General features: G+C 64.8%; 21 protein-coding genes and 1 other RNA gene. 13 read left to right on the top strand and 9 right to left on the bottom strand.

Annotation, left to right across the window (positions count from 1 at the left end; genetic code table 11):
* Window positions 1–26: 26 nt before the first annotated feature.
* The 6 genes from M2342_RS06055 to mscL all read right to left on the bottom strand — a co-directional run bounded on the left by M2342_RS06055 (window position 27) and on the right by mscL (window position 6,640).
* Window positions 27–2,672, bottom strand: coding sequence for a TonB-dependent receptor domain-containing protein (locus M2342_RS06055; protein WP_264578427.1), 2,646 nt, complete (start codon window positions 2,670–2,672; stop codon window positions 27–29).
* Between the two features lie 80 nt (window positions 2,673–2,752).
* Window positions 2,753–4,360, bottom strand: a complete 1,608-nt coding sequence (locus M2342_RS06050) for a hypothetical protein (RefSeq protein WP_264578426.1) — start codon at window positions 4,358–4,360, stop codon at window positions 2,753–2,755.
* A 360-nt stretch (window positions 4,361–4,720) separates the two neighbouring features.
* Complete coding sequence (locus tag M2342_RS06045; protein ID WP_264578425.1) at window positions 4,721–5,077, bottom strand: tetratricopeptide repeat protein; 357 nt, start codon at window positions 5,075–5,077, stop codon at window positions 4,721–4,723.
* Between the two features lie 270 nt (window positions 5,078–5,347).
* Window positions 5,348–5,738, bottom strand: a transfer-messenger RNA (tmRNA) gene (gene ssrA / locus M2342_RS06040).
* A gap of 89 nt (window positions 5,739–5,827) precedes the next feature.
* Window positions 5,828–6,088 carry a hypothetical protein gene (locus tag M2342_RS06035; RefSeq protein ID WP_264572283.1) on the bottom strand — a complete coding sequence of 87 codons (261 nt, stop codon included), beginning with the start codon at window positions 6,086–6,088 and terminating at the stop codon, window positions 5,828–5,830.
* Window positions 6,089–6,211: 123 nt separating this feature from the next.
* Window positions 6,212–6,640: a large conductance mechanosensitive channel protein MscL gene (mscL, locus tag M2342_RS06030; RefSeq protein ID WP_181560246.1), complete on the bottom strand. Its 429-nt coding sequence runs from the start codon at window positions 6,638–6,640 to the stop codon at window positions 6,212–6,214.
* Window positions 6,641–6,783: 143 nt separating this feature from the next.
* Here mscL and M2342_RS06025 point away from each other — a divergent pair, with 143 nt between their 5' ends.
* From M2342_RS06025 to M2342_RS05980, 10 genes are all read left to right on the top strand, one after another.
* Window positions 6,784–7,401 carry a LemA family protein gene (locus M2342_RS06025; RefSeq protein WP_181560247.1) on the top strand — a complete coding sequence of 206 codons (618 nt, stop codon included), beginning with the start codon at window positions 6,784–6,786 and terminating at the stop codon, window positions 7,399–7,401.
* A 41-nt stretch (window positions 7,402–7,442) separates the two neighbouring features.
* Window positions 7,443–8,249, top strand: a complete 807-nt coding sequence (locus M2342_RS06020) for a TPM domain-containing protein (protein ID WP_264572284.1) — start codon at window positions 7,443–7,445, stop codon at window positions 8,247–8,249.
* 17 nt (window positions 8,250–8,266) lie between these two features.
* Window positions 8,267–8,932, top strand: coding sequence for a TPM domain-containing protein (locus M2342_RS06015; protein WP_264578424.1), 666 nt, complete (start codon window positions 8,267–8,269; stop codon window positions 8,930–8,932).
* 44 nt (window positions 8,933–8,976) lie between these two features.
* Window positions 8,977–9,483 carry an NUDIX hydrolase gene (locus M2342_RS06010; protein ID WP_264579999.1) on the top strand — a complete coding sequence of 169 codons (507 nt, stop codon included), beginning with the start codon at window positions 8,977–8,979 and terminating at the stop codon, window positions 9,481–9,483.
* 95 nt (window positions 9,484–9,578) lie between these two features.
* Window positions 9,579–10,223 (top strand): phosphoribosylanthranilate isomerase, encoded by a 645-nt coding sequence (locus M2342_RS06005; protein WP_264578423.1) that lies wholly within the window; start codon window positions 9,579–9,581, stop codon window positions 10,221–10,223.
* A gap of 73 nt (window positions 10,224–10,296) precedes the next feature.
* Window positions 10,297–10,902, top strand: a complete 606-nt coding sequence (locus tag M2342_RS06000; protein WP_264578422.1) for a TIGR02281 family clan AA aspartic protease — start codon at window positions 10,297–10,299, stop codon at window positions 10,900–10,902.
* Between the two features lie 216 nt (window positions 10,903–11,118).
* Window positions 11,119–12,375, top strand: a complete 1,257-nt coding sequence (gene trpB, locus M2342_RS05995; RefSeq protein ID WP_264573316.1) for a tryptophan synthase subunit beta — start codon at window positions 11,119–11,121, stop codon at window positions 12,373–12,375.
* The gene (trpA, locus tag M2342_RS05990) at window positions 12,372–13,181 is read left to right on the top strand and encodes a tryptophan synthase subunit alpha (protein WP_264578421.1); all 810 of its coding nucleotides are present in this window, start codon (window positions 12,372–12,374) and stop codon (window positions 13,179–13,181) included. The genes trpB and trpA overlap by 4 nt, the downstream gene beginning before the upstream one ends.
* Window positions 13,178–14,032 carry an acetyl-CoA carboxylase, carboxyltransferase subunit beta gene (accD, locus tag M2342_RS05985; protein ID WP_264578420.1) on the top strand — a complete coding sequence of 285 codons (855 nt, stop codon included), beginning with the start codon at window positions 13,178–13,180 and terminating at the stop codon, window positions 14,030–14,032. The genes trpA and accD overlap by 4 nt, the downstream gene beginning before the upstream one ends.
* Before the next feature lie 109 nt (window positions 14,033–14,141).
* The gene (locus tag M2342_RS05980; RefSeq protein WP_264578419.1) at window positions 14,142–15,479 is read left to right on the top strand and encodes a bifunctional folylpolyglutamate synthase/dihydrofolate synthase; all 1,338 of its coding nucleotides are present in this window, start codon (window positions 14,142–14,144) and stop codon (window positions 15,477–15,479) included.
* Window positions 15,480–15,488: 9 nt separating this feature from the next.
* Here M2342_RS05980 and M2342_RS05975 read toward each other — a convergent pair whose 3' ends face one another.
* Window positions 15,489–16,847, bottom strand: coding sequence for an AmpG family muropeptide MFS transporter (locus tag M2342_RS05975; RefSeq protein WP_264570926.1), 1,359 nt, complete (start codon window positions 16,845–16,847; stop codon window positions 15,489–15,491).
* A 94-nt stretch (window positions 16,848–16,941) separates the two neighbouring features.
* Complete coding sequence (locus M2342_RS05970) at window positions 16,942–17,379, bottom strand: response regulator (protein ID WP_181560256.1); 438 nt, start codon at window positions 17,377–17,379, stop codon at window positions 16,942–16,944.
* 100 nt (window positions 17,380–17,479) lie between these two features.
* On the opposite strand from M2342_RS05970, the gene M2342_RS05965 reads away from it, so the two are divergent.
* Together M2342_RS05965 and rsmD are read left to right on the top strand one after the other, a co-directional pair.
* Window positions 17,480–18,382: a pseudouridine synthase gene (locus tag M2342_RS05965; protein ID WP_264578418.1), complete on the top strand. Its 903-nt coding sequence runs from the start codon at window positions 17,480–17,482 to the stop codon at window positions 18,380–18,382.
* Window positions 18,379–18,921 carry a 16S rRNA (guanine(966)-N(2))-methyltransferase RsmD gene (rsmD, locus tag M2342_RS05960; protein WP_264578417.1) on the top strand — a complete coding sequence of 181 codons (543 nt, stop codon included), beginning with the start codon at window positions 18,379–18,381 and terminating at the stop codon, window positions 18,919–18,921. The genes M2342_RS05965 and rsmD overlap by 4 nt, the downstream gene beginning before the upstream one ends.
* 32 nt (window positions 18,922–18,953) lie before the next feature.
* On the opposite strand, the gene M2342_RS05955 is transcribed toward rsmD, so the two are convergent.
* Window positions 18,954–19,367 carry a hypothetical protein gene (locus M2342_RS05955; protein ID WP_264578416.1) on the bottom strand — a complete coding sequence of 138 codons (414 nt, stop codon included), beginning with the start codon at window positions 19,365–19,367 and terminating at the stop codon, window positions 18,954–18,956.
* A gap of 106 nt (window positions 19,368–19,473) precedes the next feature.
* Between M2342_RS05955 and M2342_RS05950 the strand changes: the two genes are divergently transcribed.
* Window positions 19,474–21,816 (top strand): ATP-dependent helicase, encoded by a 2,343-nt coding sequence (locus M2342_RS05950; RefSeq protein ID WP_264578415.1) that lies wholly within the window; start codon window positions 19,474–19,476, stop codon window positions 21,814–21,816.
* Window positions 21,817–21,934: the final 118 nt, after the last annotated feature.

The following is a 21,934-nucleotide window of genomic DNA, read 5'->3' as shown; positions in this document are numbered from 1 at the left end:
TTCACGCTATGGGTGCGTCAATCGGATCAGAAATTGACGCTGAACGATGCCTCGAAGCTCGTGCCGGGCTTGTAGAGATTGTAGTAGACCCGGTTCACGCCGTTATCCTGAAATTCCTTGTACTTGGTGCCTGTGATGTTGCGCACCTCCAGCTTCAGCTCGCTTTCAACCCGGCCGAGCTGGATGCCCTGCCGCGCCACGAAATCGACCGTGAAGCCCGGCTGCTCGACAATGTCCGGCTGGCCGGAGAAGCCGCGCCGCGTCACGCGCTGGCTGGCATAGTTGATGAGGAAGGTCTGCTGCGAAAGGCGCGACGTGTCCTCGAGCCCGATCTGCATGTTGAGCAGGTGATCGGACTGGCCGGTCAGCGACGCGCCATCGCGGAACACGTTGGTCGCGACCTGCGGTGGCACGCCGTAGATCAACACCTGATCGTCCGCCTTCACCTTCAGCTTGGAGCGCGAATAAGTGTAGTTGAGGATCGTCACCACGCGCCGGTCCGGCGCCATGTCCCCCAGCGACCAGTATTTCTGCGTCTCGAACTCGACGCCGTAGAGATTGGCCTTGGGCGCGTTGGCAAAGCTGGTGGTGAAGCTGTTGTCGCCGACGGGCGAGATATAGGTCTCGATCGGGCGGTCGATCTTCTTGTAGAAGCCCGCCAGCGAGATGCGCTGATCCCGCGCGAAATACCATTCGTAGCGCAACTCGGCGTTGAACAATTCGCTATCGACCAGCAGCGGATTGCCCTGGAAGGACGTGTTGGTCTCCGGATCGTAATAGGATTGGAAGATCAACTCGCGGAACTGCGGGCGGGCGATGGTCTTGGAGGCATTGGCGCGGACTTGCATGTCGCCGAACGCGTAAGTGAGCGTGGCGGTCGGGAGCCAATAATCCTTCTTGAGACCCGTCGACGCGTTGGAACTGCTCGGAACGCTGAACACCTGGATCGGCCGTACCGCCTCAAAACCACGCTCGTAGCGAACGCCGGCGTTAAGATCGAGGCCGTCCATGAGCGTCGCCTGGATCTGGCCATAGGCGCCATGCACTTTCATGCGGGCGCGGAAGGCCGGATCGGTCTCGGTCGTCTCGAAGAGCTGGTAGCCGAAATATTTTGCGAGATCGCCGTCCAGCAGCAGATCGGGGCGGAGCGCACCAACGCCAGCCGGGAAGCTGCCCGGCGCCTGGATGCGGAAGTCGCGCCGCTCGGAGGTGCGGATCGTCTTCATATAGGCATAGCCCACAGTCGCCCGCACAGTCGGCAGCAGCGGGTAGGACAGGTCGATCCCGCCCGAGAGCAGGTTCTCGTTCAAGTCCGAAAAGGAGAAATTGGCCGTACCCACCTGCCCGCTCAGGCGGTTGATGTACTGATCGCCGAACGGATCGATGCTGGTCGGCGCGTTGGTGCGGACATAGGTAAAGCCCAGCTCATAGGGCGCCTCGCGCTGCGAATTGGCATAGCTGCCGCGCAGATCGACCTTCAGCTCGCCAAAGCGCAGCTCGCCAACCAACTGGGTGTTGATGAGCTGGCGCTCATACCAGGCGGTATCCTGATTGAGGAAATCGAACCCGGCGGACGCCGCGATCTGGCCGTTGGAGAGCCGCGCCTGCTTGATCGTGTCGCGAATGTAGAGGTTGGTCCAGCGCAGCTTCTGCTCGCCAAATTCCAGGCCAAAGCCGAGCAGGCCGTTGACGACCACGCGGTTGTCGGTCGCGACCGTGTGGAAATCGCTTCCGAGCTGCGACAGGTCCAGGCTGGCGGCTGACTGCTGGAGAATGTCGCGCGTGCGCCACTTGCTGCTCCAGCCGGCGCTGGCAATGACGCCGAGCGTCGACCCGCCAAGATCCAGGCTGGTGCCGGCGCTCAACGCCACGCTGCCGCTCGGCGGCATGTTGAAGTTGCGCTGGACGATGGCGTTCCGGCCATTTGCGATCTGGCCGATGATGGCCGCTTGATCGACGCCCACGTCGCTGATCTTCGCGCCGCTGGCGAAGAACTGGGCCAGCGCCGGCGGCGTATCGCGCGCGCCATTGTCAAAGCCCGACCAGTCGGTGCGCGAGCCATAATAGGTATAGCCCAGGCGACCCGTGGTCTCGCTGTTGAAGCTGAGCCCGCCCGAGATGCTGAGGAAGGAGTCATCCGGGATCGCGCGGGTCGTGAGGTTGATCACGCCGCCACCGAACTCGCCGGGGAAATTGGCCGAATAGCTCTTCTGCACCAGCGACGAGGCGACGAGGCTGGTCGGGAAGAGATCGAGCGGGACGACACGCTTGAGCGGCTCGGGGCTCGGCAGTGGCGAGCCGTTGAGCAGCGCCAGCGAGTAGCGATCGCCCAGACCGCGCACATAGACATAGCCGTTGCCGACCACGCTGAGGCCGGTCACGCGCCCGAGAGCGCCGGCAATGTCGCCCTCGCCGGTGCGGGCAATCGCTTCGGCCGAGAGCAGGGAGACGACGGCAGGCGCCGCACGCTCGATGTTCGCGCCACGACGTCCGGTGACGATGATGTCGCCGCCGCCGGGAATGGAAACCTCGGCAGCATCGGCGGGTCCAGCCGCCGCTTCGCTCGCGCCGTCGGCGGTCTGCGCGGCATCCATGTCCTGAGCCCAGGCGGCGGATGCGGTCAATGCGGTTGTCACGAGCAGCAGACCCGCGAAACGGAGCGGCGTCACCATCGATAGTCCCCTTAAATCACTGTGGAGAGAGGCGGGCGGGTGCGCTGCGCATCCACCCGCCTCCATTGTCATCTATTGTGTCAGGCGGTCGGCAGCGACGTGCAGGCGCGGGTGGTGTCCGAGCCATTGTCGAAGGTCGCCGTGCCGGAATTGCAGGTCCAACCCTGGTACCAGCTGTCATTGGCGTCCTTCACCGCGCCGATGTAGTTCACCGCCGTGAAGAAGGAGCCGAGGGTCGTCGCGTCGAAGGCGCTGACGCCATTCTCGGTGGTGCCGTTGACGAACACGCTCACTAGCGACGGGGTATAGGCCGCGCTATTGTTCGTGCCGGCCTGGAAGATGGCCTGCACGTCAGCCGCCGTCACGCTGTTCTTCCCGAAGAAGGCACCGCTGGACGGGCACTGCATCTGCACCGAGCGGAAAACGGGCGCGCCCGCTTCGTCGGTTGCGGCATCGACCGTGGCAGAAGCCGTCGCCGCCTGGCTGATACCAAGGCAGGGGAAGTTCGGGCTGATGACGATGCTGTTGACCAGCGTGTAGTCGGCCGCACCACGGATGTAGACCAGCGCGCCGTTGCTGTTGGCCGTCGAACGACCGATGAACGTGGCGTTGGACACCTTGGTGTTCTGGCGCGGCGTGTTGGTGGTGAAGGCATTGTCGCTGTCCGCCTCGATGAACGAGTCGCCGGCGCCGCCGCCCGCACGGTGGATGCCGAGCACGAATTGGATGTTCGCCTTCACGCCCGTGTCGGTGTCGAGGATGTCGTCCTCAGCGCCCGTCGACACGAAGTGCTTCATGTTCACCACGCCACCGAAAGCTTCGACCGCATCGTCCGAGCTGTTGTGGCTCTGGATGTGATCGAGGGTCGTGGCCGAGCCGACGCCGCCCAGCGTGAGCGACTGGAGCTCCGAGTTCGCGCCCAGCACATAACCAGAGTAGCGGATCTGGACGTAACGCATCGTACCGCTGTTATCCGCCACGATCTGACCGCCGAAATAGGCCGGGTCCGCCGCGCCCTCGGTCTGACGATAGCAATCATTGGAGCCCGGGGTCGCGCCGCCGATGGCGCAATCCGTGGTCGGCGCACGGCCGAGCAGGACAACGCCGCCCCACTGACCCGACTTGGAGTCGTCATTCAGACCAAGCACATTGTCGCGGCTCGTGAAAATGATCGGCTTTGCGACGGTGCCGACAGCGTTGATCTTGTTGCCGCGATTGACCGCCAGCCAGGACACACCGGTGCCGCCATAGACGATCACGCCGGGCTCGATCGTCAGCGTAACAGCGGGGATCGTGCAGCCGGAGGGGACCAGCGCATCCGAAGGACCGCGATCGCAACCGACATCGACTCGCCCGGGAAGCTGATACAGCAGGCCGGCGACCTTGGGCAAAGTCACGTTCGCACGAATTTGTGCCGGAAGGCTGCAGACGCGCCAGGTGCCCGTGGAGCCCGTGATCGTGCCTGCGTCGGTCAGTCCCTGCGGGTCCGCAATCGTGGGGCACCCGGCAGCTGGCGTCACGCTCGTTGTCGGCGTGGGTGTGGGCGTCGGCGACGGGGTGGGTGTCGGGTTGACGATGACATTGCCGCCCGTGCCCGGTGACGCGATATCCTGCGCACCGCAACCGGCGAGCAGCGGCAGGGCCACGCCTGCCAGCATGAAGTTGATAGTCCGATTGATCAGTTTCATCGTCGTCTCCGCTGCCGGATGTTCCGGATTTCGATTGCAGGACGGCCAACGGGAGTAGCGACTCTGTGAAGTCCCCCTTGCGCCCTCGGCGCGGCAGCTAGGCGATGAGTGTGACAGCGGGATGCAATCCCCGCGTCATCCGCGTGACGGATTCATGTCAGTTTTATTGCAGGGGCTTGGGGCAGCGGCCGACCACATGGACGAGGCCGCGAACATCCGCCCAGCTTTCGGAAGCGGGAGGATGTACGGCATTGGAGCTGCCGGTGGCGGGCTCGCCGTACCCCTCAATAGAAAAAGGTGCGCAAGACCTGCGTCCGCGCACCTTCTCGCGATGATGTCCGGCCGGAAGCCGGACCGGCCTCAGTGCTGATCGAGGCGCGCCAGCAGGGTGCGGGCGACGGCGTGGCTCGAATAGCTGGCGCCATCGGCCAGATCGAGCTGCTCGGCGGGCAGCGACTGAACGCGCATAAGCGCCTCGCGCGCCTCGGCCTTGCGCTGCGTGCGCGCATAGACCGTCGCGATGTTGATGAGCCGCGCGGGATCGGCAGCATCGGTCATGCTGGCCGGCTGCAACAGGCGCTCGGCTTCATCCAGTTTTCCGTCAGAAATGGCGGTGGCGGCATAGCTGCCCGTGGCACCGCCGGTCTGGGCGATCGCGCCTGTGCAGCCCAGTGCCGCGAGCGCGGCGCCTCCTGCAATCAAAATCTTGAAATTCATGACAATTCCTCTCGTATCTTTTGAAATCTGACCGAGAGTATTTCAGTTTTATGACTCGCTATCAATATTCGAACAAAAATTTTTAAATTCATAAAATCATAAGGATAGTCATGATTTTTCGTGTGTACGTACGAGAGGAGCATTTTGTCATAATTCTGTAATATTCATGATTCTGCGCTTCGCAGCAACGTTCAGGGCGCGAAACGCCAGAGCCGCGAAGCAGCGCCCCACAGAAGTCGGGTCTTCAAAAGCTGTGCGAGAAAGGCATGAGGTGGGGAGCTTCTGTTGCCCGGCGCTCCCCGTGCCGCTGGAATCCGATTCTGTTGCCCGGTTCGGTCCAACCGCGTTCTGTTAGGGTAATGTCAGGCCGTGAGGCCCTCAATTACGCTGCAAGAGCAAGTGCTTCGTTATCGTTGGCACTTATGGGTTTTGAGCCTTGAACGGGTTACTCAGCCCGGGCAAAAACAGCGTTTTTCAACACACGTCGATCCTAGTTCGGCCCCGTCAGGAACAGTTCTTCCTGAAAGGAAGAGCCACTTCTGGTGGAGCCGCCGGGTACCGCCCCCGGGTCCGCTGCGCCTATTACACGCCGCAGTTTATCGCCATAGCCGGACAAGCCGGCAGATCCTCATATAGGGATCAATTCGCGGTTGAGAAGCCCGCAGACGCAAACAGCCCGGCATAATCCCTGTGGACTATGCCGGGCCGGTCGAACCAAACGCTCAGCGAGCGTTTAGATCAATTGGTAATTCACTTGGCCGCGTCGATCGCGTCAGCCTTCTCGTCGCCCATGTTCCGCACGGCATCCGCACGATTTTCAAGACGATCCACGGCGTTTTCCGCGCGGTCTTCAGCAGCGCCGTTCATGTGGTCGCTCGCCTGCTCAAGCTGGTCAGCCTGATTGTCAATCGCGTCCGCCCGGTTGTCATAGGCATCTTCGACGTTCTGCGCTTCCTTGGAATCGCATGCGGCCAGCGTCAGGGCTACGCCTGCAGCGGCAAGGATCATCATGGGTTTCACGCGTCTGTCTCCTGTTAGGTCCCGCCATCTGTCACGAGACTGCAAACAAAACCCCCGCAGCGACAAAGGTTCCCGGCTCGGCAACCTTTCGTTCACCGCGATGCGACGGACCGATCAGGGCTTCGCCTTCAGAACGTCGCGGATTTCCTTGAGAAGATCGACCTCGGAGGGGCCAGCGGGCGCTGCAACCTCCTCTGCTTTTTTCTTAACGAAGAAGCGGTTGGCCTGCCGCACGATCAGGAAAATGACAAACGCGAGGATGAAGAACTTGATCACCGCCGTGATGAACGAGCCATAAGCGAACACCGGCACCGCCGCAGCCTTCATGGCCTCCAGGGTGGGCTCCGTCCCGGCGGGGACGGCGGCCAGCGGAACGAAGTAGTTGGAGAAATCCAGGCCGCCGAGCAGCGCGCCGATGACCGGCATGATGAGATCGTCCGTCACCGAACTGACGATAGCGCCAAAGGCCGCGCCGATGATGACGCCCACCGCGAGATCGAGGACATTGCCCCGTGCGATGAAGGCTTTGAATTCGGTCAGCATCGTGTTTCTCCCCTGCCGTCTGCGGGCTGCTGATGATGGATTTGGATGATGCGGGGCAGCTAAGCCCGTTGCGGGCGGGCAATCAACACCCTATTTAGCGTATCACTCAAGCGATACACCGCCTTATGAGGGGACAGACCGCCATGGCCACGCTTTCATCGCCATTCAAAGCACTGCGCATGTTTCTGCTGCTTGCCTTGCCGCTGGCGCTGGCGGCCTGCGGCATCAATTCGGTGCCCACCGCCGAGGAGAATGCCAAGGCCAAATGGGCTGACGTGCAGGCCGCCTATCAGCGCCGGGCCGATCTTATTCCCAATCTCGTCGCCGTCGCGCGCAATTCCGCGCAGATCGAGCGGGAGACGCTGGAAGGCGTGATCAGTGCCCGCGCCTCCGCGACGCAGGTGCAGGTCACTGCGGATCAACTGAGCGACCCGGCCAAGGTTCAGGCGTTTCAGGCCGCGCAGAACAATGTGAGCGGCGCCCTCTCCCGCCTGCTCGTCACCGTCGAGCGCTATCCCGACCTCAAGAGCCAGGAGCGCTTCGCGGACCTGATGACCCAGCTTGAGGGCACGGAAAACCGCATCAACATCTCGATCCGCGACTATAATCTCGCGGTGCAGGACTATAACACGCGCATCCGCACCTTCCCGGAGATGATCGGCGCCAAGCTGATCCATGGCGCTAAGCCGCTGACGCCCTTCGAGGCCAAGGCCGGTGCTGACACCACGCCGGATGTCGGCGCGATGTTCAACGGCAATTGACCCGTTCCCACCGCCCTGTCGCGCCGGCCATCGTGCCGGCGCTGATGCGCTTTATGCTGCTTCTGGTCGCGCTGCTCATGCTGCGGCCGGATGCGGCGCTTGCCCAGAGCTTTCCCGCGCTGACCGGGCGAGTGGTGGACGGCGCCGACATTCTCGACCCCGCCACAGAGGCAGCACTTACCCAGCAATCCGAAACGCTGGAAAAGACCACCGGCCGCCAGTTGGTCGTGGCGACCGTGCCTGACCTCAATGGATATGAGATCAGCGATTACGGCTATCGGCTTGGCCGCGCGTGGGGCATCGGCGAGAAGGACACCAACAGCGGGGTACTGCTGCTGGTCGCGCCGAACGAGCGCCGGCTGACCATTCAGGTCGGCTATGGTCTGGAGCCGATCCTGACGGACGCACTGTCTGGCCGCATCATCCGCGATGTCATCACGCCCCGCTTCCGCGATGGGGATTTTCCGGGCGGCATCAGCGCGGGCGTCGCCGAGATCGTGCGCATTCTCGAACTGCCGCCTGAAGAACAGCGCAAGCTCGCCTCGGCCGCGGCCGAGCAGGACAAGCGCCAGGCGGGCAAGGGCTTCGGGCCGGCGATCTTCCTCGCGATCTTCATTCTCTTCTTCGTCGTGCTGCCCATTTTCGGGCGGTTGAGCGGCGGCCGGCGCTATCGCGGCGGCATCCACCCCATCATCATCTGGGGAGCAGAAGCGGCCATTCGCAGCGCGCTCAACAGTCGCGACAATGATGGCGGCGGCTGGGGCGGCGGCGGTGGCTGGGGCGGCGGTGGCGGATTTTCCGGTGGTGGTGGCAGCTTCGGCGGCGGCGGCGCGAGCGGAGGCTGGTGATGGGCAGGCGAATTTCCATGAGCGAGGCCGATCATCGCATCGTCACCGATGCCGTGGCGAAGGCCGAACTGAAGACCGACGCGGAAATCGTGACCATCGTCGCGCGGCGATCGGATGCTTATCATGATGTCGGGCTGCACTGGTCCTTGCTGTTCATGCTGCTGGTGCCGCTGGTCGCTGCCGCCTTCCCCGCAGCCTATGAGCATGCCTTGATTGGCCTGACCGGCGGCTGGCATCATGAGTTGCCGCGACACCTGCTCTACCTGCTGATGTTCGGGCAGATGTGCCTGCATTTCCTCATCATGCGCTATCTGCTGGCGATCCCGTCGCTGCGGATGCTGGTGACGCCGGGCGCGACCAAATCGCGGCGGGTGCGGCGGCGCGCTTTGCTGCTGTTCCGCACCTCGGCCGAGGCGCGGACCCGCCGCCTCACCGGCATGTTGCTCTACCTCTCGCTCGATGAGCATCGCGCGGAAATCGTCGCCGACGAAGCCATCGCCTCGCGCGTGTCGCCGGAAGTCTGGGGCGAAGCAATGGCTGCGATGATCGACGAAGTGCGCGCCGGACGCATCGCGCAAGGCATGGCGCTCGCCATCGAGAAGGCCGGCCTGATCCTTGCCGAGCACTGCCCCAAAAGCGCTGACAATCCCAATGAGTTGCCGGATCGGCTGATCGAACTGTGAGCGACACTACCCCTGAAGACGAGTTCCGCTTCCCCGAGGAAACCATGTGGGAAGGCCGGTTCATCACCGCCAAGCGGCGTGGTCGCTGGGAATATGTGTCGCGCGCACGCGGCATCCGGGCCGCCGTCATCATTGCCATCGATGAAGGCGCGGACGGACGCCATATTCTGCTGGTCGACCAGTTTCGCGTCCCCCTCGGGCGGCGCTGCATCGAACTGCCCGCCGGACTGGTGGGCGACGAATCGGCTGGCGAAGAGCCCGGCCTCGCTGCCGCGCGCGAGCTGGAGGAAGAAACCGGCTATCGCGCAGGCCGCATGGAGGATCTGGGCGAATATTGGAGCTCGCCCGGCATGGTCTCCGAAAGTTTCACCCTGTTCCGCGCCTTCGACCTTGAGAAAGTGGGCGATGGCGGCGGCGTTCCCGGCGAGGACATCCGCGTTCACCGCGTCCCGCTCGCCAGCTTCGCCGAGTGGATCGCCGCCCGCCGCACAGAAGGCTATGCGGTGGACGTGAAGTTGCTCACGCTGCTCGGCGGCGCACTGATCGCCTGAGCGACTGTGCCGCGCGCGTTGCGCGGACGGCAATCCTCCCCTAACTAGCGCGCGGACCGGCGGCGAGGCGCCGGCGTAACCGGATGCCATTCTTCATGCCCAGAGCCGCCATCAAGATTTGTGGGGTCAAGACCGCCGAGGCGATCGATGCGGCCGTGCGTGGCGGCGCGAGCCATGTCGGCCTCAATTATTTCCCGCCCAGTCCGCGCTATCTCGCGCCTGATCGCGTCAGCCTCATCGCGGCGCGTGTGCCGGCCCATGTGAAGCGGGTGGGTGTTCTTGTCGATCCGAGCGATGACCTGATCGACACGCTCGTCGCAGCGGGCGGCATGGAGATAGCCCAGTTGCACGGCCGCGAGACGCCAGAGCGCGCTGCGGCCATCCGCCAGCGCACCGGGCTGGAGGTCTGGAAAGTCATCTCCGTGAAAACCGCCGCCGATCTGGCGACCGGTGCGGCTTACGCCGGCGCGGCTGACTTCCTGCTTTACGATGCCAAGACGCCCGACGGCGCGGTGCTGCCCGGCGGCATGGGCCTGCGCTTTGACTGGGGCCTGCTCGCCGGCCATCGCCCGCCCCTGCCCTGGGGCCTCTCGGGCGGGCTGGATGCGGAGAATGTCGCCGATGCCATTCGCCTGACTGGCGCGCCGCTGGTGGATGTCTCTTCCGGCATCGAGAGCGCGCCCGGCGTCAAGGATGTGGCCAAGATCGCCGACTTTTGCCGTGCGGCGCAGGCTAGCTGATTGGGGCGCCCTGGCAGTTCGCGGACGCTGTGCGGGATCGAATGCACGTGATTGCGGTTGAGCTTTCATGTCAATGACGACCAACCCCGAATGGCTTCACCTCGCGCTTTATGCGGGCGGTGCGGCGCTGATCCTCATTCTGATCTTCAAAATCCCCTATGTGGGACGGGCTCTGCGCGCCCTGTTTTCGTTCGCCTTGCTGGCATTTGCCCTGTTCGTGCTGTTTCAGCAGGCGCCATTCGACCCGTCCCTGTCCCGCTTCAGCAGCCGGCTCGGCGTCGACTCTCAGCAAGTCGTGGGCGACGAGGTGCGCATCCGGATGTCGCCCGACGGCCATTTCTGGGCGACGGCGCAAATCAATGGCATCGACAGGCGGATGCTCATCGATAGCGGCGCCACCGTCACGGCGCTGTCCACGCGGACGGCGGACCTGGCAGGCGTGCCGCGCGGGGCCAGCCTGCTGCCGGTCGTGCTCCAGACAGCGAACGGGACGGTGCAGGCGGAAACGGGCACCGTCGAGCGCCTCGCGATCGGCCCGCTAACCGCCCAAAATCTCAAGGTCGTGATATCCCCCGCGCTGGGTGACATGGACGTGCTCGGCATGAACTTTCTCTCACAACTGGCCTCCTGGCGTGTGGAGGAGCGAACCCTGATCCTCGTGCCCTCCCCGCCGGCCTGATGGATCAGGACGGAGGGCAAAGCGCGCGCCGCTCGCCGGACTGCCCCAAAGGCCAGCCGCCGAATGCGTCAATGCGGTGGACAAGGCGGCGACCTTCTGCAAAGCGGTTGGGAATGATGACACTGCCTGCCATAGCCAGATGCATCGGGACACGATGGCGCTGATCGCTCGACCCTTTCGACGCGACCCGACCCCAGTGACCAAGAGAGACGCACAGTGACTGCTGCAACCACCCTCCCCAATTCCCGCCCCAATTCCTTGCGCGCCCTGCCCGACGAGCGCGGACATTTCGGCCAATTCGGCGGCCGTTATGTGGCCGAGACGCTGATGCCGCTCATCCTCGACCTCGAGCGCGAGTATCGCGCTGCCAAGGAAGATCCGGCTTTCGAAGCCGAGTTCAATGGCCTGATGACGCATTATGTCGGCCGCCCCTCGCCGCTCTACTTCGCGGAACGGCTGACCGCTTATTATCGCGAGCGCGCCAAGCCCGGTTTCGGCGCCAAGATCTATTTCAAGCGCGAGGAGCTCAATCACACCGGCGCGCACAAGATCAACAATTGCATCGGCCAGATCCTGCTCGCCATCCGCATGGGCAAGACCCGGATCATTGCCGAGACCGGCGCAGGCCAGCATGGCGTGGCGACGGCGACCGTTTGTGCCCGCTTTGGCCTGCCGTGCACCATCTTCATGGGCGCCAAGGACATCGAGCGGCAGCAGCCCAACGTCTTCCGCATGAAGCTGCTCGGCGCCGAAGTGCGCCCCGTCACCAGCGGATCGCAAAGCCTCAAGGATGCAATGAATGAAGCGCTGCGTGACTGGGTGGCGACGGTGGAGAACACCTTCTACATCATTGGCACCGCCGCAGGTCCGCACCCCTATCCAGAGCTGGTGCGCGACTTTCAGAGCGTGATCGGCAGGGAAACCCGCGAGCAGATGCTGGCTGCCGAAGGGCGCCTGCCCGATCTGCTGATCGCGGCCGTCGGTGGTGGCTCCAACGCCATTGGGATGTTCCACCCATTCCTCGACGATCCCGATGTGGCGATGGTCGGCACCGAGGCAGCGGGCCACGGCATCGATACGGACAAGCACGCGGCCAGCCTCACCGGCGGCAAGCCCGGCATCCTCCACGGCAACAAGACCTATTTGCTGCAGGACGAGGACGGCCAGATCACCGAGGCGCATTCGATCTCGGCGGGCCTCGATTATCCCGGCATCGGCCCCGAGCACAGCTGGCTGCATGAGAGCGGCCGCGTGCGCTATGTGCCGGTAACGGATGTGGCCGCACTCGACGCGTTCCAGCTCTGCTCGCAGCAGGAAGGCATCATTCCCGCTCTCGAAAGCGCCCACGCGCTCGCGGCGCTGGAGGCGGAAGCCACGGCGATGCCGCAGGACAAGCTGATCGTCGTCAACGTCTCCGGCCGCGGCGACAAGGACATCTTCACCGTCGCCCAGGCGCTGGGAGCGAAGATATGAACCGCCTCACCTCCACCTTCGCCCGCACCCGCTCAGAAGGGCGCGCCGCACTCGTCACCTTCGTCACCGGCGGCGATCCGACGCCTGCTGACACGGCCTCTGTGCTCGATGCATTGGTCGCGGGCGGCGCGGATGTGATCGAGCTGGGGATGCCGTTCACTGATCCCATGGCCGACGGGCAGGCCATTCAGTCCGCCAATCTGCGCGCGCTGGGGGCGGGGATCAGCACGGCGAAGATCTTCGAGATCGCCGCCGCCTTCCGCGCCCGCCATCCGGAGACGCCGCTGGTGCTGATGGGCTATGCCAACCCGATGACCGTACGCGGCGCCGACTGGTTCGCCGCCGAATGTGCCAAGGCGGGTGTCGACGGCGTGATTTGCGTCGACATTCCGCCCGAGGAAGATGCCGAGCTTGGCCCGGCGCTGCGCGGCGCTGGCGTCTCGCTGATCCGCCTCGCCACACCAACCACGGATGCCGCGCGCCTGCCGGCCGTGCTGGAGGGCGCCTCGGGCTTCCTTTATTATGTATCCGTCGCCGGCATCACCGGCTTGCAGCAGGCCGCGCAGACCAGCATCGAGTCCGCCGTCGCAAAGCTCAAGGCCGCCACCGACCTGCCCGTCGCCGTGGGCTTCGGCGTGCGCACGCCCGAGCAGGCCGCCGCCATCGGCGTGGTGGCTGAAGGGGTCGTCGTCGGCTCGGCCATCGTCGAGCTGGTCGGCAAGCATGGCGCCCAGGCCGCTGGCCCGGTCCGCGACTTCGTGGCGACCCTGCGCGCCGCGCTCAATCAGAAGGAGAAAGCCGCATGAGCTGGCTGAACCGCGTTCGCAATGCCCTGCCCTTCATCGCCAAGAAGGCCGAGACACCGGACAATCTCTGGCACAAATGCACAAGTTGCGGTCAGATGATCTTCCAGAAAGAATGGGACGAGAATCTCTCGGTCTGCCCGCGCTGCGACCATCATGGCCGGATCGGCCCGCACACCCGGTTCGCGCACATCTTCGATGAGGGCACGATGCACATCCTGCCCGCACCGGTGGTCAAGGAAGACCCGCTCAAGTTCCGCGATTCCAAGCGCTACATCGATCGTCTCAAAGCCGCTCGCGCGCAGACCGGCGACCAGGATGCGCTGATCAATGCCTCCGGCCGGATCGATGGCCAGCCTGCCGTTGTCGGCGTGCAGAACTTCGCCTTCATGGGCGGCTCGATGGGCACGGCGGTTGGCGCGGCCTTCGTCGCGGGCGTGCAGGAAGCCGTGCGCCAGTCCTGCCCTTATGTGATCTTTGCCGCCGCTGGTGGCGCGCGGATGCAGGAGGGCATCCTTTCGCTGATGCAGATGCCCCGTGCCACCGTCGCCGTGCAGCAATTGCGCGCGGCTGGCCTGCCCTACATCGTGGTGCTGACCGATCCGACCACAGGGGGCGTGACTGCCAGCTATGCGATGCTGGGTGACGTGCAGATTGCCGAGCCCAATGCGCTGATCGCCTTCGCCGGTGCCCGCGTGATCGAGAACACCATCCGCGAGAAGCTGCCCGAGGGCTTCCAGCGGGCCGAATATCTGCTCGCGCACGGCATGATTGACATGGTGACGCATCGCAAGGAAATGAAGGCGACGCTGGCCAAGACGATCGGCTATCTGACGACGAAGCAAGCGGCATAAAACCACCGATTTCTGTCCCGTCCCCGCCTGTCTGAGGACTTGCCGACTTGCGCAGCAGGGCGAGTCTCCCGGCAAGCAGGCCGGCGGCACCTGACCCAGAGGCCTTGCGATGGCTGACCACGCCGTTTCCGACCACCCTGCTGTGCAGGCACAACTCGATCGCCTGATGGCGCTTTCTCCCGGCCGCGACGTGATGGGGCTGGAGCGCATCAGCGAACTCGTCCGCCGGCTGGGCAACCCGCATCTGGAGATGCCGCCGGTCTTCCATGTCGCCGGCACCAACGGCAAGGGATCGACCTGCGCCTATCTGCGCGCGGCGCTGGAAGCCGACGGCAAGAGCGTCCATGTCTTCACTTCTCCCCATCTGGTGCGGTTCAACGAGCGCATTCGCCTTGCCGGCACGTTGATCGACGATGACACGCTGGCCCGCGCGTTGGAGCAAGTGCTCGACATCGGCGGCGATCTGAACGCCAGCTTCTTCGAGATCACCACCGCCGCAGCCTTCATGCTGTTCGCGACGGTGCCGGCGGATGCCTGCGTGATCGAGGTGGGCTTAGGTGGACGGCTGGACGCAACGAACGTCATTCACGCGCCGGTCGCCTGCGGTATCGCCTCGCTGGCGATCGATCATGAGAGCTTCCTGCTCGCGCCGGACCATGACGTGCCGGAAGACCCGCTGAGCCGCATCGCCTTTGAGAAGGCCGGCATCGCCAAGGCCGGGGCGCCATTGGTCACCCAGCATTATCGCCCGGCGATGAACGCCACGATCGCGCGCGTGGCCGACAAGGCCGGTGCCGCGCATCTGCCGCGCGGGCGGAGCTGGGACATCGCCGAATATCAGGGCCAATTGCACTATCGCGACGAAGCGGGACGCATCGAATTGCCGATGCCGCGCCTCCACGGTGCCCATCAGATTTCCAATATGGGCCTCGCCATTGCGATGCTCCGTCACCAGCAGGCCGTGCCGCTCCCCGAGGCTGCGCTGCGCGCCGCGCCGCTCTGGGCGCACTGGCCCGCGCGCATGCAGCGTCTGGAAGGTGGCCCGCTCAACGCGATGCTGCCCGGGCGGACGCTGATGCTCGATGGCGGGCATAATCCCGATGCCGGCAAGGCGCTGGCCGACGCGCTGACGGAAAGCCATCTGGCCGATGAGGGCATCGACCTGATTATCGGCATGCTCTCGAACAAGGACGTCGCCGGCTTCCTCAAGCCGCTCCGCCCCTTGATCCGCTCGATCCGCTCGCTGCCGGTGCCCGGCCATGAGCATCACGGACCGGAGGTCTTCGCGCAGGTCGCCCGCGCATGGGAAGTACCGCACCGCAGCTTCACCACGATCCAGGAGGCGCTGACGGATGTCGCCGCCGGGCCGCGACGCACGGTGCTGATGGCGGGCACGCTCTATCTGGCCGGGCAGGTGCTGATCGCCAACAATCAGCCGCCGGTCTGAGGCGCGGCGCTAATCGTCCTGCGTGCTGGGCTGTCGCACGGACTCCACCACGAAGCCTTTCGTCCACATGATCCAGAGTAGGATCATGCCGGGGATCGCGGCCACGACGGTGAATGCCCAGAAACCGACCCAGCCCAGCCCCTCGGCGAGATAGCCCGAAGGCGTTGAGAGCCATGTTCGGCCGACTGCGGCGAAGGATGACAGCAGGGCAAATTGGGTGGCGGTATAGGCGAGGCTCGACAGGCCGGACAGATAGGTCACAAACACCGTCAGGCCGATGCCGCTGGTGAAATTCTCCGTCCCAACCGCCAGCGCGAGCATCGGCGTCGAATGTCCGGCCACGGCCAGCGCGCAGAACAGCAGGTTGGAGAGCATCATCATCGCGCCCGAGACGAACAAAGCGCGCCCCATGCCCAGCCGGGCGATGAATGGCGCACCCAGCGCCGACCCGGCAATCAGCGCGGCAAAGCCGACGAACTTGTTGACGGTGACATATTCGGTGTCGGTAAAGCCCAGCTCGACGATCATCGGCGCCAGCATCACCTGCCCCATGGCATCGCCAATCTTGTAGATCAGCACGAAACCCAGGACGAGGAAGGCGCCGTGGCGGGAGAGGAACTCGCGGAATGGATTGACGATGGTCTCCTTGAGCCAGTCGCCCATCGCCAGCCCTTCGCGGACCGCGCGGTGCTCCACATAGCGCCCCGGCCCCGCCAGCAGCGCGCCAATGGCAGCCGGGAGCACGCAGAAGGCGGTGATGCCATAGGCGACGGCCCAACCCAGCCCGGCGCCTTCCGTGGAAGCGAGGAAGATCGTCCCCGCGCCGGCCAGCAGATTGCCGGTGCGATAGCCGAACTGGTTCATCGCCGTACCGTGCGGCAGTTCCTGCTCGCTCAGGATTTCGATGCGATAGGCATCGATCACGATATCCTGCGTGGCCGAGAGGAAGGCGACGGCGATGGCCCAGAGCGCAAAGCGCGCCAGATCGGTCGCCGGATCGCTGGCGCCCAGTTGCCAGATCGCGCCAAACAGCAGCGCCTGAATGAAGAACAGCCATGCGCGCCGCTGCCCGAACAAGCGGGTGAGCACAGGCAGCGGCACCTTGTCGACAAGAGGCGCCCACAGGAATTTGAGCGTGTAGGGGGTCGTCAGGCCGATAGCGAAGCCGATCGTGGACTTGTCGATGCCGACCTTGGAGAGCCAGAAGGTCATGGTCGCAAGCAGCAGCGTCAGCGGAAAGCCGCTCGATATGCCGAGCAGAAACGCGACGAACGGCATGGGCCGCAAATAGGGACGAAAGCTTGGAACGAAAAAGCCGCTCGCCACGACTGCACCGACAATCACGGCGAATATGAGGGTCTGCGACATGCACACTCCGACTGCTTGGGCCTGAACCCGCAGTCTTAGAGCGCTATGCCGGAATTCAAAGCATCGTTTTTGCCGGCGCGCCTCAGCGCAGCCCTCAGTTGCGCTTGAAGAGCTTCAGCCCCGCCGGCAGCCGGCCAGGCGAGCGCCCGCCAATCACCCGCTCGCACACGCCAATGGCACGGATGAGGTCGCGCGGCAGAAACGGCTTGGAGAGGCACCCGAGCGCAATGTCCTGATCGCGCGCTTCCTCCGGGCAGGTGGCCGTGGCGAACAACACGGCGATGCCGAGTTCGCGGGCATGGCGGGCCAGCTCGACGCCCGAGCGAACACCGGCAAGCCGCACGTCGGTGACAACCAGATCGACCGCGCCCTGTTCGAGGATGATCGCCGTCGCTTCCCGGAAGCGATCGACTGTCGCGACCACCTCATAGCCGGCCGTCTGGAGGGTGTGTTCTTCATCGAACGCGAGCAGCGGCTCATCCTCGACAATCAGGATGCGGCGTATTCGCTGCGTCTCCTTCGAGAAAAACATTGCCGCCTCATTCCCGTTGCGCCAAACCGCAGACCGAAAACGGATCGATCCCGGCGCACAAAAACGCTAGGTCGCGCGGCTGCGATTCGCCAGTGCAGCGATGACACAGCCGCCCCAAAAACGGACACAGATTTTGTCGAACACTCGTGGACCTTCCGGACCTCGCCGTCCCCAGCGCCCTGTAGCCGGTGCTACCGATCGTCGAGTCCAGCCGCCCAGAGCGCGCCGGGGCGCAGGCCGCGTCACGCCGCAAGTGCGCCAGGCCGCCGATGATGGCACCGCGCGAGAGGGCGAGCGCATCGCCAAGCTGATGGCCCGCGCGGGCGTCGCCTCCCGCCGGGATGTCGAGCGGATGATCGCAGAAGGGCGCGTGGCGCTGAACGGCACGCTGGTGGAAACGCCCGCAACGCTGCTCAAGTCTCTGCGCGGCGTGACGGTGGATGGTGTGGCGGTGAAAGAACCCGCACCGGCCCGTATGTTCCTGTTCCACAAACCGGCCGGCCTGCTCACCACCGCCAAAGACCCCGCCGGGCGCCCGACCATTTATGATCGCCTGCCCGCCGACTTGCCGCGCGTAATGCCGGTCGGCCGGCTCGATCTCAACACTGAAGGCCTGCTGCTGCTCACCACCGATGGCGAGCTGAAGCGGCAGTTGGAACTGCCTTCCACCGGTGTCGAGCGCACCTATCGCGCGCGCGCGTTCGGGGAGATCAGTCAGGCGCAACTTGAAGAGCTGATCGAGGGCGTCGAGATCGAGGGGATGCGCTATGGTCGCATCGACGCCAATCTGGAGCGGCGGACCGGGCGCAATCAATGGATCGAAATGACCCTGACCGAAGGCAAGAACCGCGAAGTGCGGCGCGTGCTCGAACATCTCGGCCTCAAGGTCAGCCGGCTGATCCGGACCCGCTACGGTCCGTTCGTGCTGGGCGATTCAGCGCCTGCTGAAGTGGCCGAGGTGCGCCAGGTCGATCTCATCAAGTTCCGCAAGACGCTCAAATGAGGATCATTTCAGGACAATGGCGGGGCCGCCCGCTGGTGGCGCCAGTCGGCGAGGAAACGCGCCCGACAGCGGATCGCACACGCGAGACACTGTTTTCGATGCTCACCAGCCGGCTGGGCTCATTCGAAGGGCTTGCGGTGGGCGATTTCTTTGCCGGCTCCGGCGCACTGGGCCTCGAGGCACTCTCGCGCGGGGCAGGGACATGCCTGTTCGTCGAGCGCGATCGGGCTGCGATCACAGCCTTGCGCAAAAATGCCGAAAAGCTCGGACTTGCGCGCCCCGACATCCGCCAGAACGATGTTCTCGCGCTTGGCGCCACGTCGGCGCCGCTGGATGTGATTTTCATGGACCCGCCTTATGGCACCGGCGCGGGTGCCGTCGCTCTGGACAAGCTTGCCCGGCTCGGCTGGGTCGGTCCCAGCACCTGGGTGAGCATCGAGACCGAAAAGCGGGAAGAGATCGCGGTCAAAGGCTTCGATTGCGATGCCGAGCGCGTGGTCGGCAAGGCCAAATTGGTCCTGCTGAGGCCGGCAACCTAGACGGACGCCGACCTCAGCAGAAGCTCAGTTGATTACTGCCCGCCGGGGTTCTTGCACCCGTCCTTCACGGTGCGCGAGCAGACCGGATATTCTGCCGGGGGCTGCGGAGCGGTCTGCTCCACGGGCCGCTGCGGCATCATCTCAACCTGACCACCACCGGGGGGCGGAGGCGGCGGCGTCATCGTGCCGCCGGGTGCAGGGGGCGGCGGGGGAGCCGGCGGCGGCGGCGGCGGCGGGTTCATGCCATCGCCGGGCATGGGGTTACCAGTCGGCGGGGGCATGGTGTCCGTCCCGCCCGGCATCGGCCCGGCTGTGTCGCCCGGCATCGGCGCGGTCGCGGACGGCGGGCCGGCTGGCGCTCCACCCGGAGGCGGCATGTTTTGTGCGTGGGCAGCGAAGGCCAGTGCCGAAGCGGCACCGCAGGCGAGAATGGTTGAGAAGCGCATGATCGCATCCTCCTATGAGTGATCGTTCTTGTGGGATGGAAATCCCGCAGCGGGACAGCCGTTCCGGTCGAACCATCCGCCGCAGACCGCCGGGGGCGTAATCGGGATGAAGCGGTCGGAACGCACGCCAAGGCCCTTGCCCCAGCCCCACCCGTTCCCTAGTTGTTCGCCTGTGACCGATCCTTTGCCAGCCCCCTCTCCTGCCGACCCGCCTTATATCCAGGGCCTCAATGCGCCGCAGCGCGAGGCTGTGCTGACCACGGAAGGGCCGGTTCTGGTTCTGGCGGGCGCGGGCACGGGCAAGACGGCAGCGCTGACAGCGCGCCTCGCGCATCTGGTGGCGACCCGCCGCGCCTGGCCATCAGAGATCCTGTGCGTCACCTTCACCAACAAGGCTGCCCGCGAGATGCGCGAGCGCGTGGGGCGGATGATCGGCGAGGCGGTCGAGGGCATGCCCTGGCTCGGTACTTTCCACTCAGTCTGCGCCAAGATGCTGCGCCGCCATGCCGAACTGGTCGGGCTGCAGAGCAACTTCACTATCCTGGATACGGACGACCAGTTGCGCCTGATGAAGCAGATCATCGTCGCCGAGGGGATCGACGAGAAGCGCTTCACCGCCCGCGCGCTGGCCGGGCTGATCGACAAGTGGAAGAACAAGGGCCTCACCCCCGGCGAAATCGACGCGGGCGAGAGTGAGGCCTTCGCCAATGGCAAGGGCGCGGCGATCTATGCGCTGTATCAGGCCCGCCTGCGCGCGCTCAACGCCTGCGATTTCGGCGACCTGCTGCTGCACATGCTGACGATCTTCAAAACCGATCGCGAGGTGCTGGAGCAATATCAGCAGCGCTTCCGCTACATCATGGTGGACGAGTATCAGGACACCAATACCAGCCAGTATCTCTGGCTGCGGCTGCTCGCCCAGCAGCGCAAGAATATCTGCTGCGTGGGCGATGATGACCAGAGCATCTATAGCTGGCGCGGCGCGGAAGTGGCCAACATCCTGCGCTTCGAGCGCGACTTTCCCGGCGCTGCGATCATCCGGCTGGAGCAGAATTATCGCTCGACGCCGCATATCCTCGCCGCCGCCTCCGGCGTCATCGCGCAGAATGGCGGGCGGCTCGGCAAGACCTTGTGGACGCAGGAGGCCGATGGCGAGAAGCTGCGCGTCATCGGCGTGTGGGACGGGCCGGAAGAAGCCCGCCGCGTCGGCGAGGAGATCGAGTCGCTGGAGCGGCAGGGCGTCGGCGCCGAGAAGATCGCGATCCTCGTGCGCGCCTCCTTCCAGACTCGCGAGTTCGAGGACCGCTTCATCCAGATCGGCCTGCCCTACCGCATCGTCGGCGGCTTCCGCTTCTACGAGCGCGCCGAAATCCGCGATGCGCTCGCCTATCTGCGCCTCGTCAACCAACCGGCGGATGATCTTGCCTTCGAGCGGATCGTCAATGTCCCCAAGCGCGGGCTGGGCGACAAGGCAGTCGAGAAGGTCCACCGCCTCGCCCGGGCCATGGCCGAGCCGCTCACCAGCGCCGCCGCCCGCATTCTCGAGTCGGACGAGCTGACACCGCAGGCACGGCGCTCGCTGGGGCGGTTCATCGGCGATCTCGCCCGCTGGCGCGATCTCGCCAATGCGATGAACCACGCCGATCTCGCGCGCCAGATTCTCGACGAAAGCGGCTACACCGCTGCACTGCAGGCGGAGCGCACGACGGAGGCCAGCGGGCGACTGGAGAACCTGCAGGAACTCACCCGCGCCATGGAGGAATATGAGACGCTCGGGGCCTTCCTCGAACATGTCAGCCTCGTCATGGACAATGAGGCGCAGGCCGATGAAGCCAAGGTCACGCTGATGACCATCCACGCCGCCAAGGGGCTGGAGTTCGACACCGTCTTCCTCGCCGGCTGGGAGGATGGCCTGTTCCCCTCGCAGCGCGCGCTCGATGAGGGCGGCCTTGCCAGCCTGGAGGAAGAGCGCCGGCTGGCTTATGTGGCGATCACCCGCGCGCGCCAGCGCTGCCTGATCCTGCACGCCGCCAACCGGCGGGTCTATGGCCAGTGGACCAGTTCCATCCCCTCCCGCTTCATTGGCGAGTTGCCCAAGGAGACGGTGGACGAGGAAAACACCATGTCCGGCGGCGCCAGCCTGTGGCGCGCCAACTGGTCCGAACGGGATGATCCCTTCGCCAATGTCGCGCGCGGCTCGGGGCGCGGACCGGGCTGGCAGCGTGCGCAAAGCCAGTTCTCGCGTGAGCCGACCCGCCTCGTCGAAGCGCGGCAGAGCGCGGTGAGCCTCGGTAACAAGGGCCGCAGCGACGTCAGCCTCGGCACCCGCGTCTTCCACCAGAAGTTCGGATATGGGACGGTGACGGGCATCGAGGGCAACAAGCTGGAGATCGATTTCGAGCAGGCCGGCGCCAAGCGGGTTCTGGACAGCTTCATCAGCCTCGCCTGAGGTGCGGTACCTCAGGCGGCACAATTGTGTTCATGACGCCGCAGGTGCCCAAGGAAAAATGACAAGCTGCTTTATTTTCTGATGACTCATTAACCCTGTTTTCTTAGGGCGGAGCTGC

This window comes from Sphingobium sp. B8D3A (genome assembly GCF_025961995.1).
Classification (GTDB): Bacteria; Pseudomonadota; Alphaproteobacteria; order Sphingomonadales; family Sphingomonadaceae; genus Sphingobium.
Note: the sequence above shows the minus strand (reverse complement) of the source record. Positions and strands in the feature narration are given on the sequence as shown.

Excerpts from the sequence above, each read along its gene's own strand:
- accD (WP_264578420.1), top strand. The coding sequence starts at position 13,178 with ATGAGCTGGCTGAACCGCGTTCGCAATGCCCTGCCCTTCATCGCCAAG.
- rsmD (WP_264578417.1), top strand. The coding sequence starts at position 18,379 with ATGAGGATCATTTCAGGACAATGGCGGGGCCGCCCGCTGGTGGCGCCA.
- M2342_RS06010 (WP_264579999.1), top strand. The coding sequence starts at position 8,977 with ATGTGGGAAGGCCGGTTCATCACCGCCAAGCGGCGTGGTCGCTGGGAA.
- M2342_RS05975 (WP_264570926.1), bottom strand. The coding sequence starts at position 16,847 with ATGTCGCAGACCCTCATATTCGCCGTGATTGTCGGTGCAGTCGTGGCG.
- M2342_RS05955 (WP_264578416.1), bottom strand. The coding sequence starts at position 19,367 with ATGCGCTTCTCAACCATTCTCGCCTGCGGTGCCGCTTCGGCACTGGCC.
- M2342_RS05965 (WP_264578418.1), top strand. The coding sequence starts at position 17,480 with ATGACACAGCCGCCCCAAAAACGGACACAGATTTTGTCGAACACTCGT.
- mscL (WP_181560246.1), bottom strand. The coding sequence starts at position 6,640 with ATGCTGACCGAATTCAAAGCCTTCATCGCACGGGGCAATGTCCTCGAT.
- M2342_RS06050 (WP_264578426.1), bottom strand. The coding sequence starts at position 4,360 with ATGAAACTGATCAATCGGACTATCAACTTCATGCTGGCAGGCGTGGCC.
- M2342_RS06035 (WP_264572283.1), bottom strand. The coding sequence starts at position 6,088 with ATGATGATCCTTGCCGCTGCAGGCGTAGCCCTGACGCTGGCCGCATGC.
- M2342_RS06015 (WP_264578424.1), top strand. The coding sequence starts at position 8,267 with ATGAGCGAGGCCGATCATCGCATCGTCACCGATGCCGTGGCGAAGGCC.
- M2342_RS06025 (WP_181560247.1), top strand. The coding sequence starts at position 6,784 with ATGGCCACGCTTTCATCGCCATTCAAAGCACTGCGCATGTTTCTGCTG.
- M2342_RS06045 (WP_264578425.1), bottom strand. The coding sequence starts at position 5,077 with ATGAATTTCAAGATTTTGATTGCAGGAGGCGCCGCGCTCGCGGCACTG.
- M2342_RS05950 (WP_264578415.1), top strand. The coding sequence starts at position 19,474 with ATGAAGCGGTCGGAACGCACGCCAAGGCCCTTGCCCCAGCCCCACCCG.
- M2342_RS05980 (WP_264578419.1), top strand. The coding sequence starts at position 14,142 with ATGGCTGACCACGCCGTTTCCGACCACCCTGCTGTGCAGGCACAACTC.
- M2342_RS05970 (WP_181560256.1), bottom strand. The coding sequence starts at position 17,379 with ATGTTTTTCTCGAAGGAGACGCAGCGAATACGCCGCATCCTGATTGTC.
- M2342_RS06055 (WP_264578427.1), bottom strand. The coding sequence starts at position 2,672 with ATGGTGACGCCGCTCCGTTTCGCGGGTCTGCTGCTCGTGACAACCGCA.
- M2342_RS06005 (WP_264578423.1), top strand. The coding sequence starts at position 9,579 with ATGCCCAGAGCCGCCATCAAGATTTGTGGGGTCAAGACCGCCGAGGCG.
- M2342_RS06000 (WP_264578422.1), top strand. The coding sequence starts at position 10,297 with ATGACGACCAACCCCGAATGGCTTCACCTCGCGCTTTATGCGGGCGGT.
- trpA (WP_264578421.1), top strand. The coding sequence starts at position 12,372 with ATGAACCGCCTCACCTCCACCTTCGCCCGCACCCGCTCAGAAGGGCGC.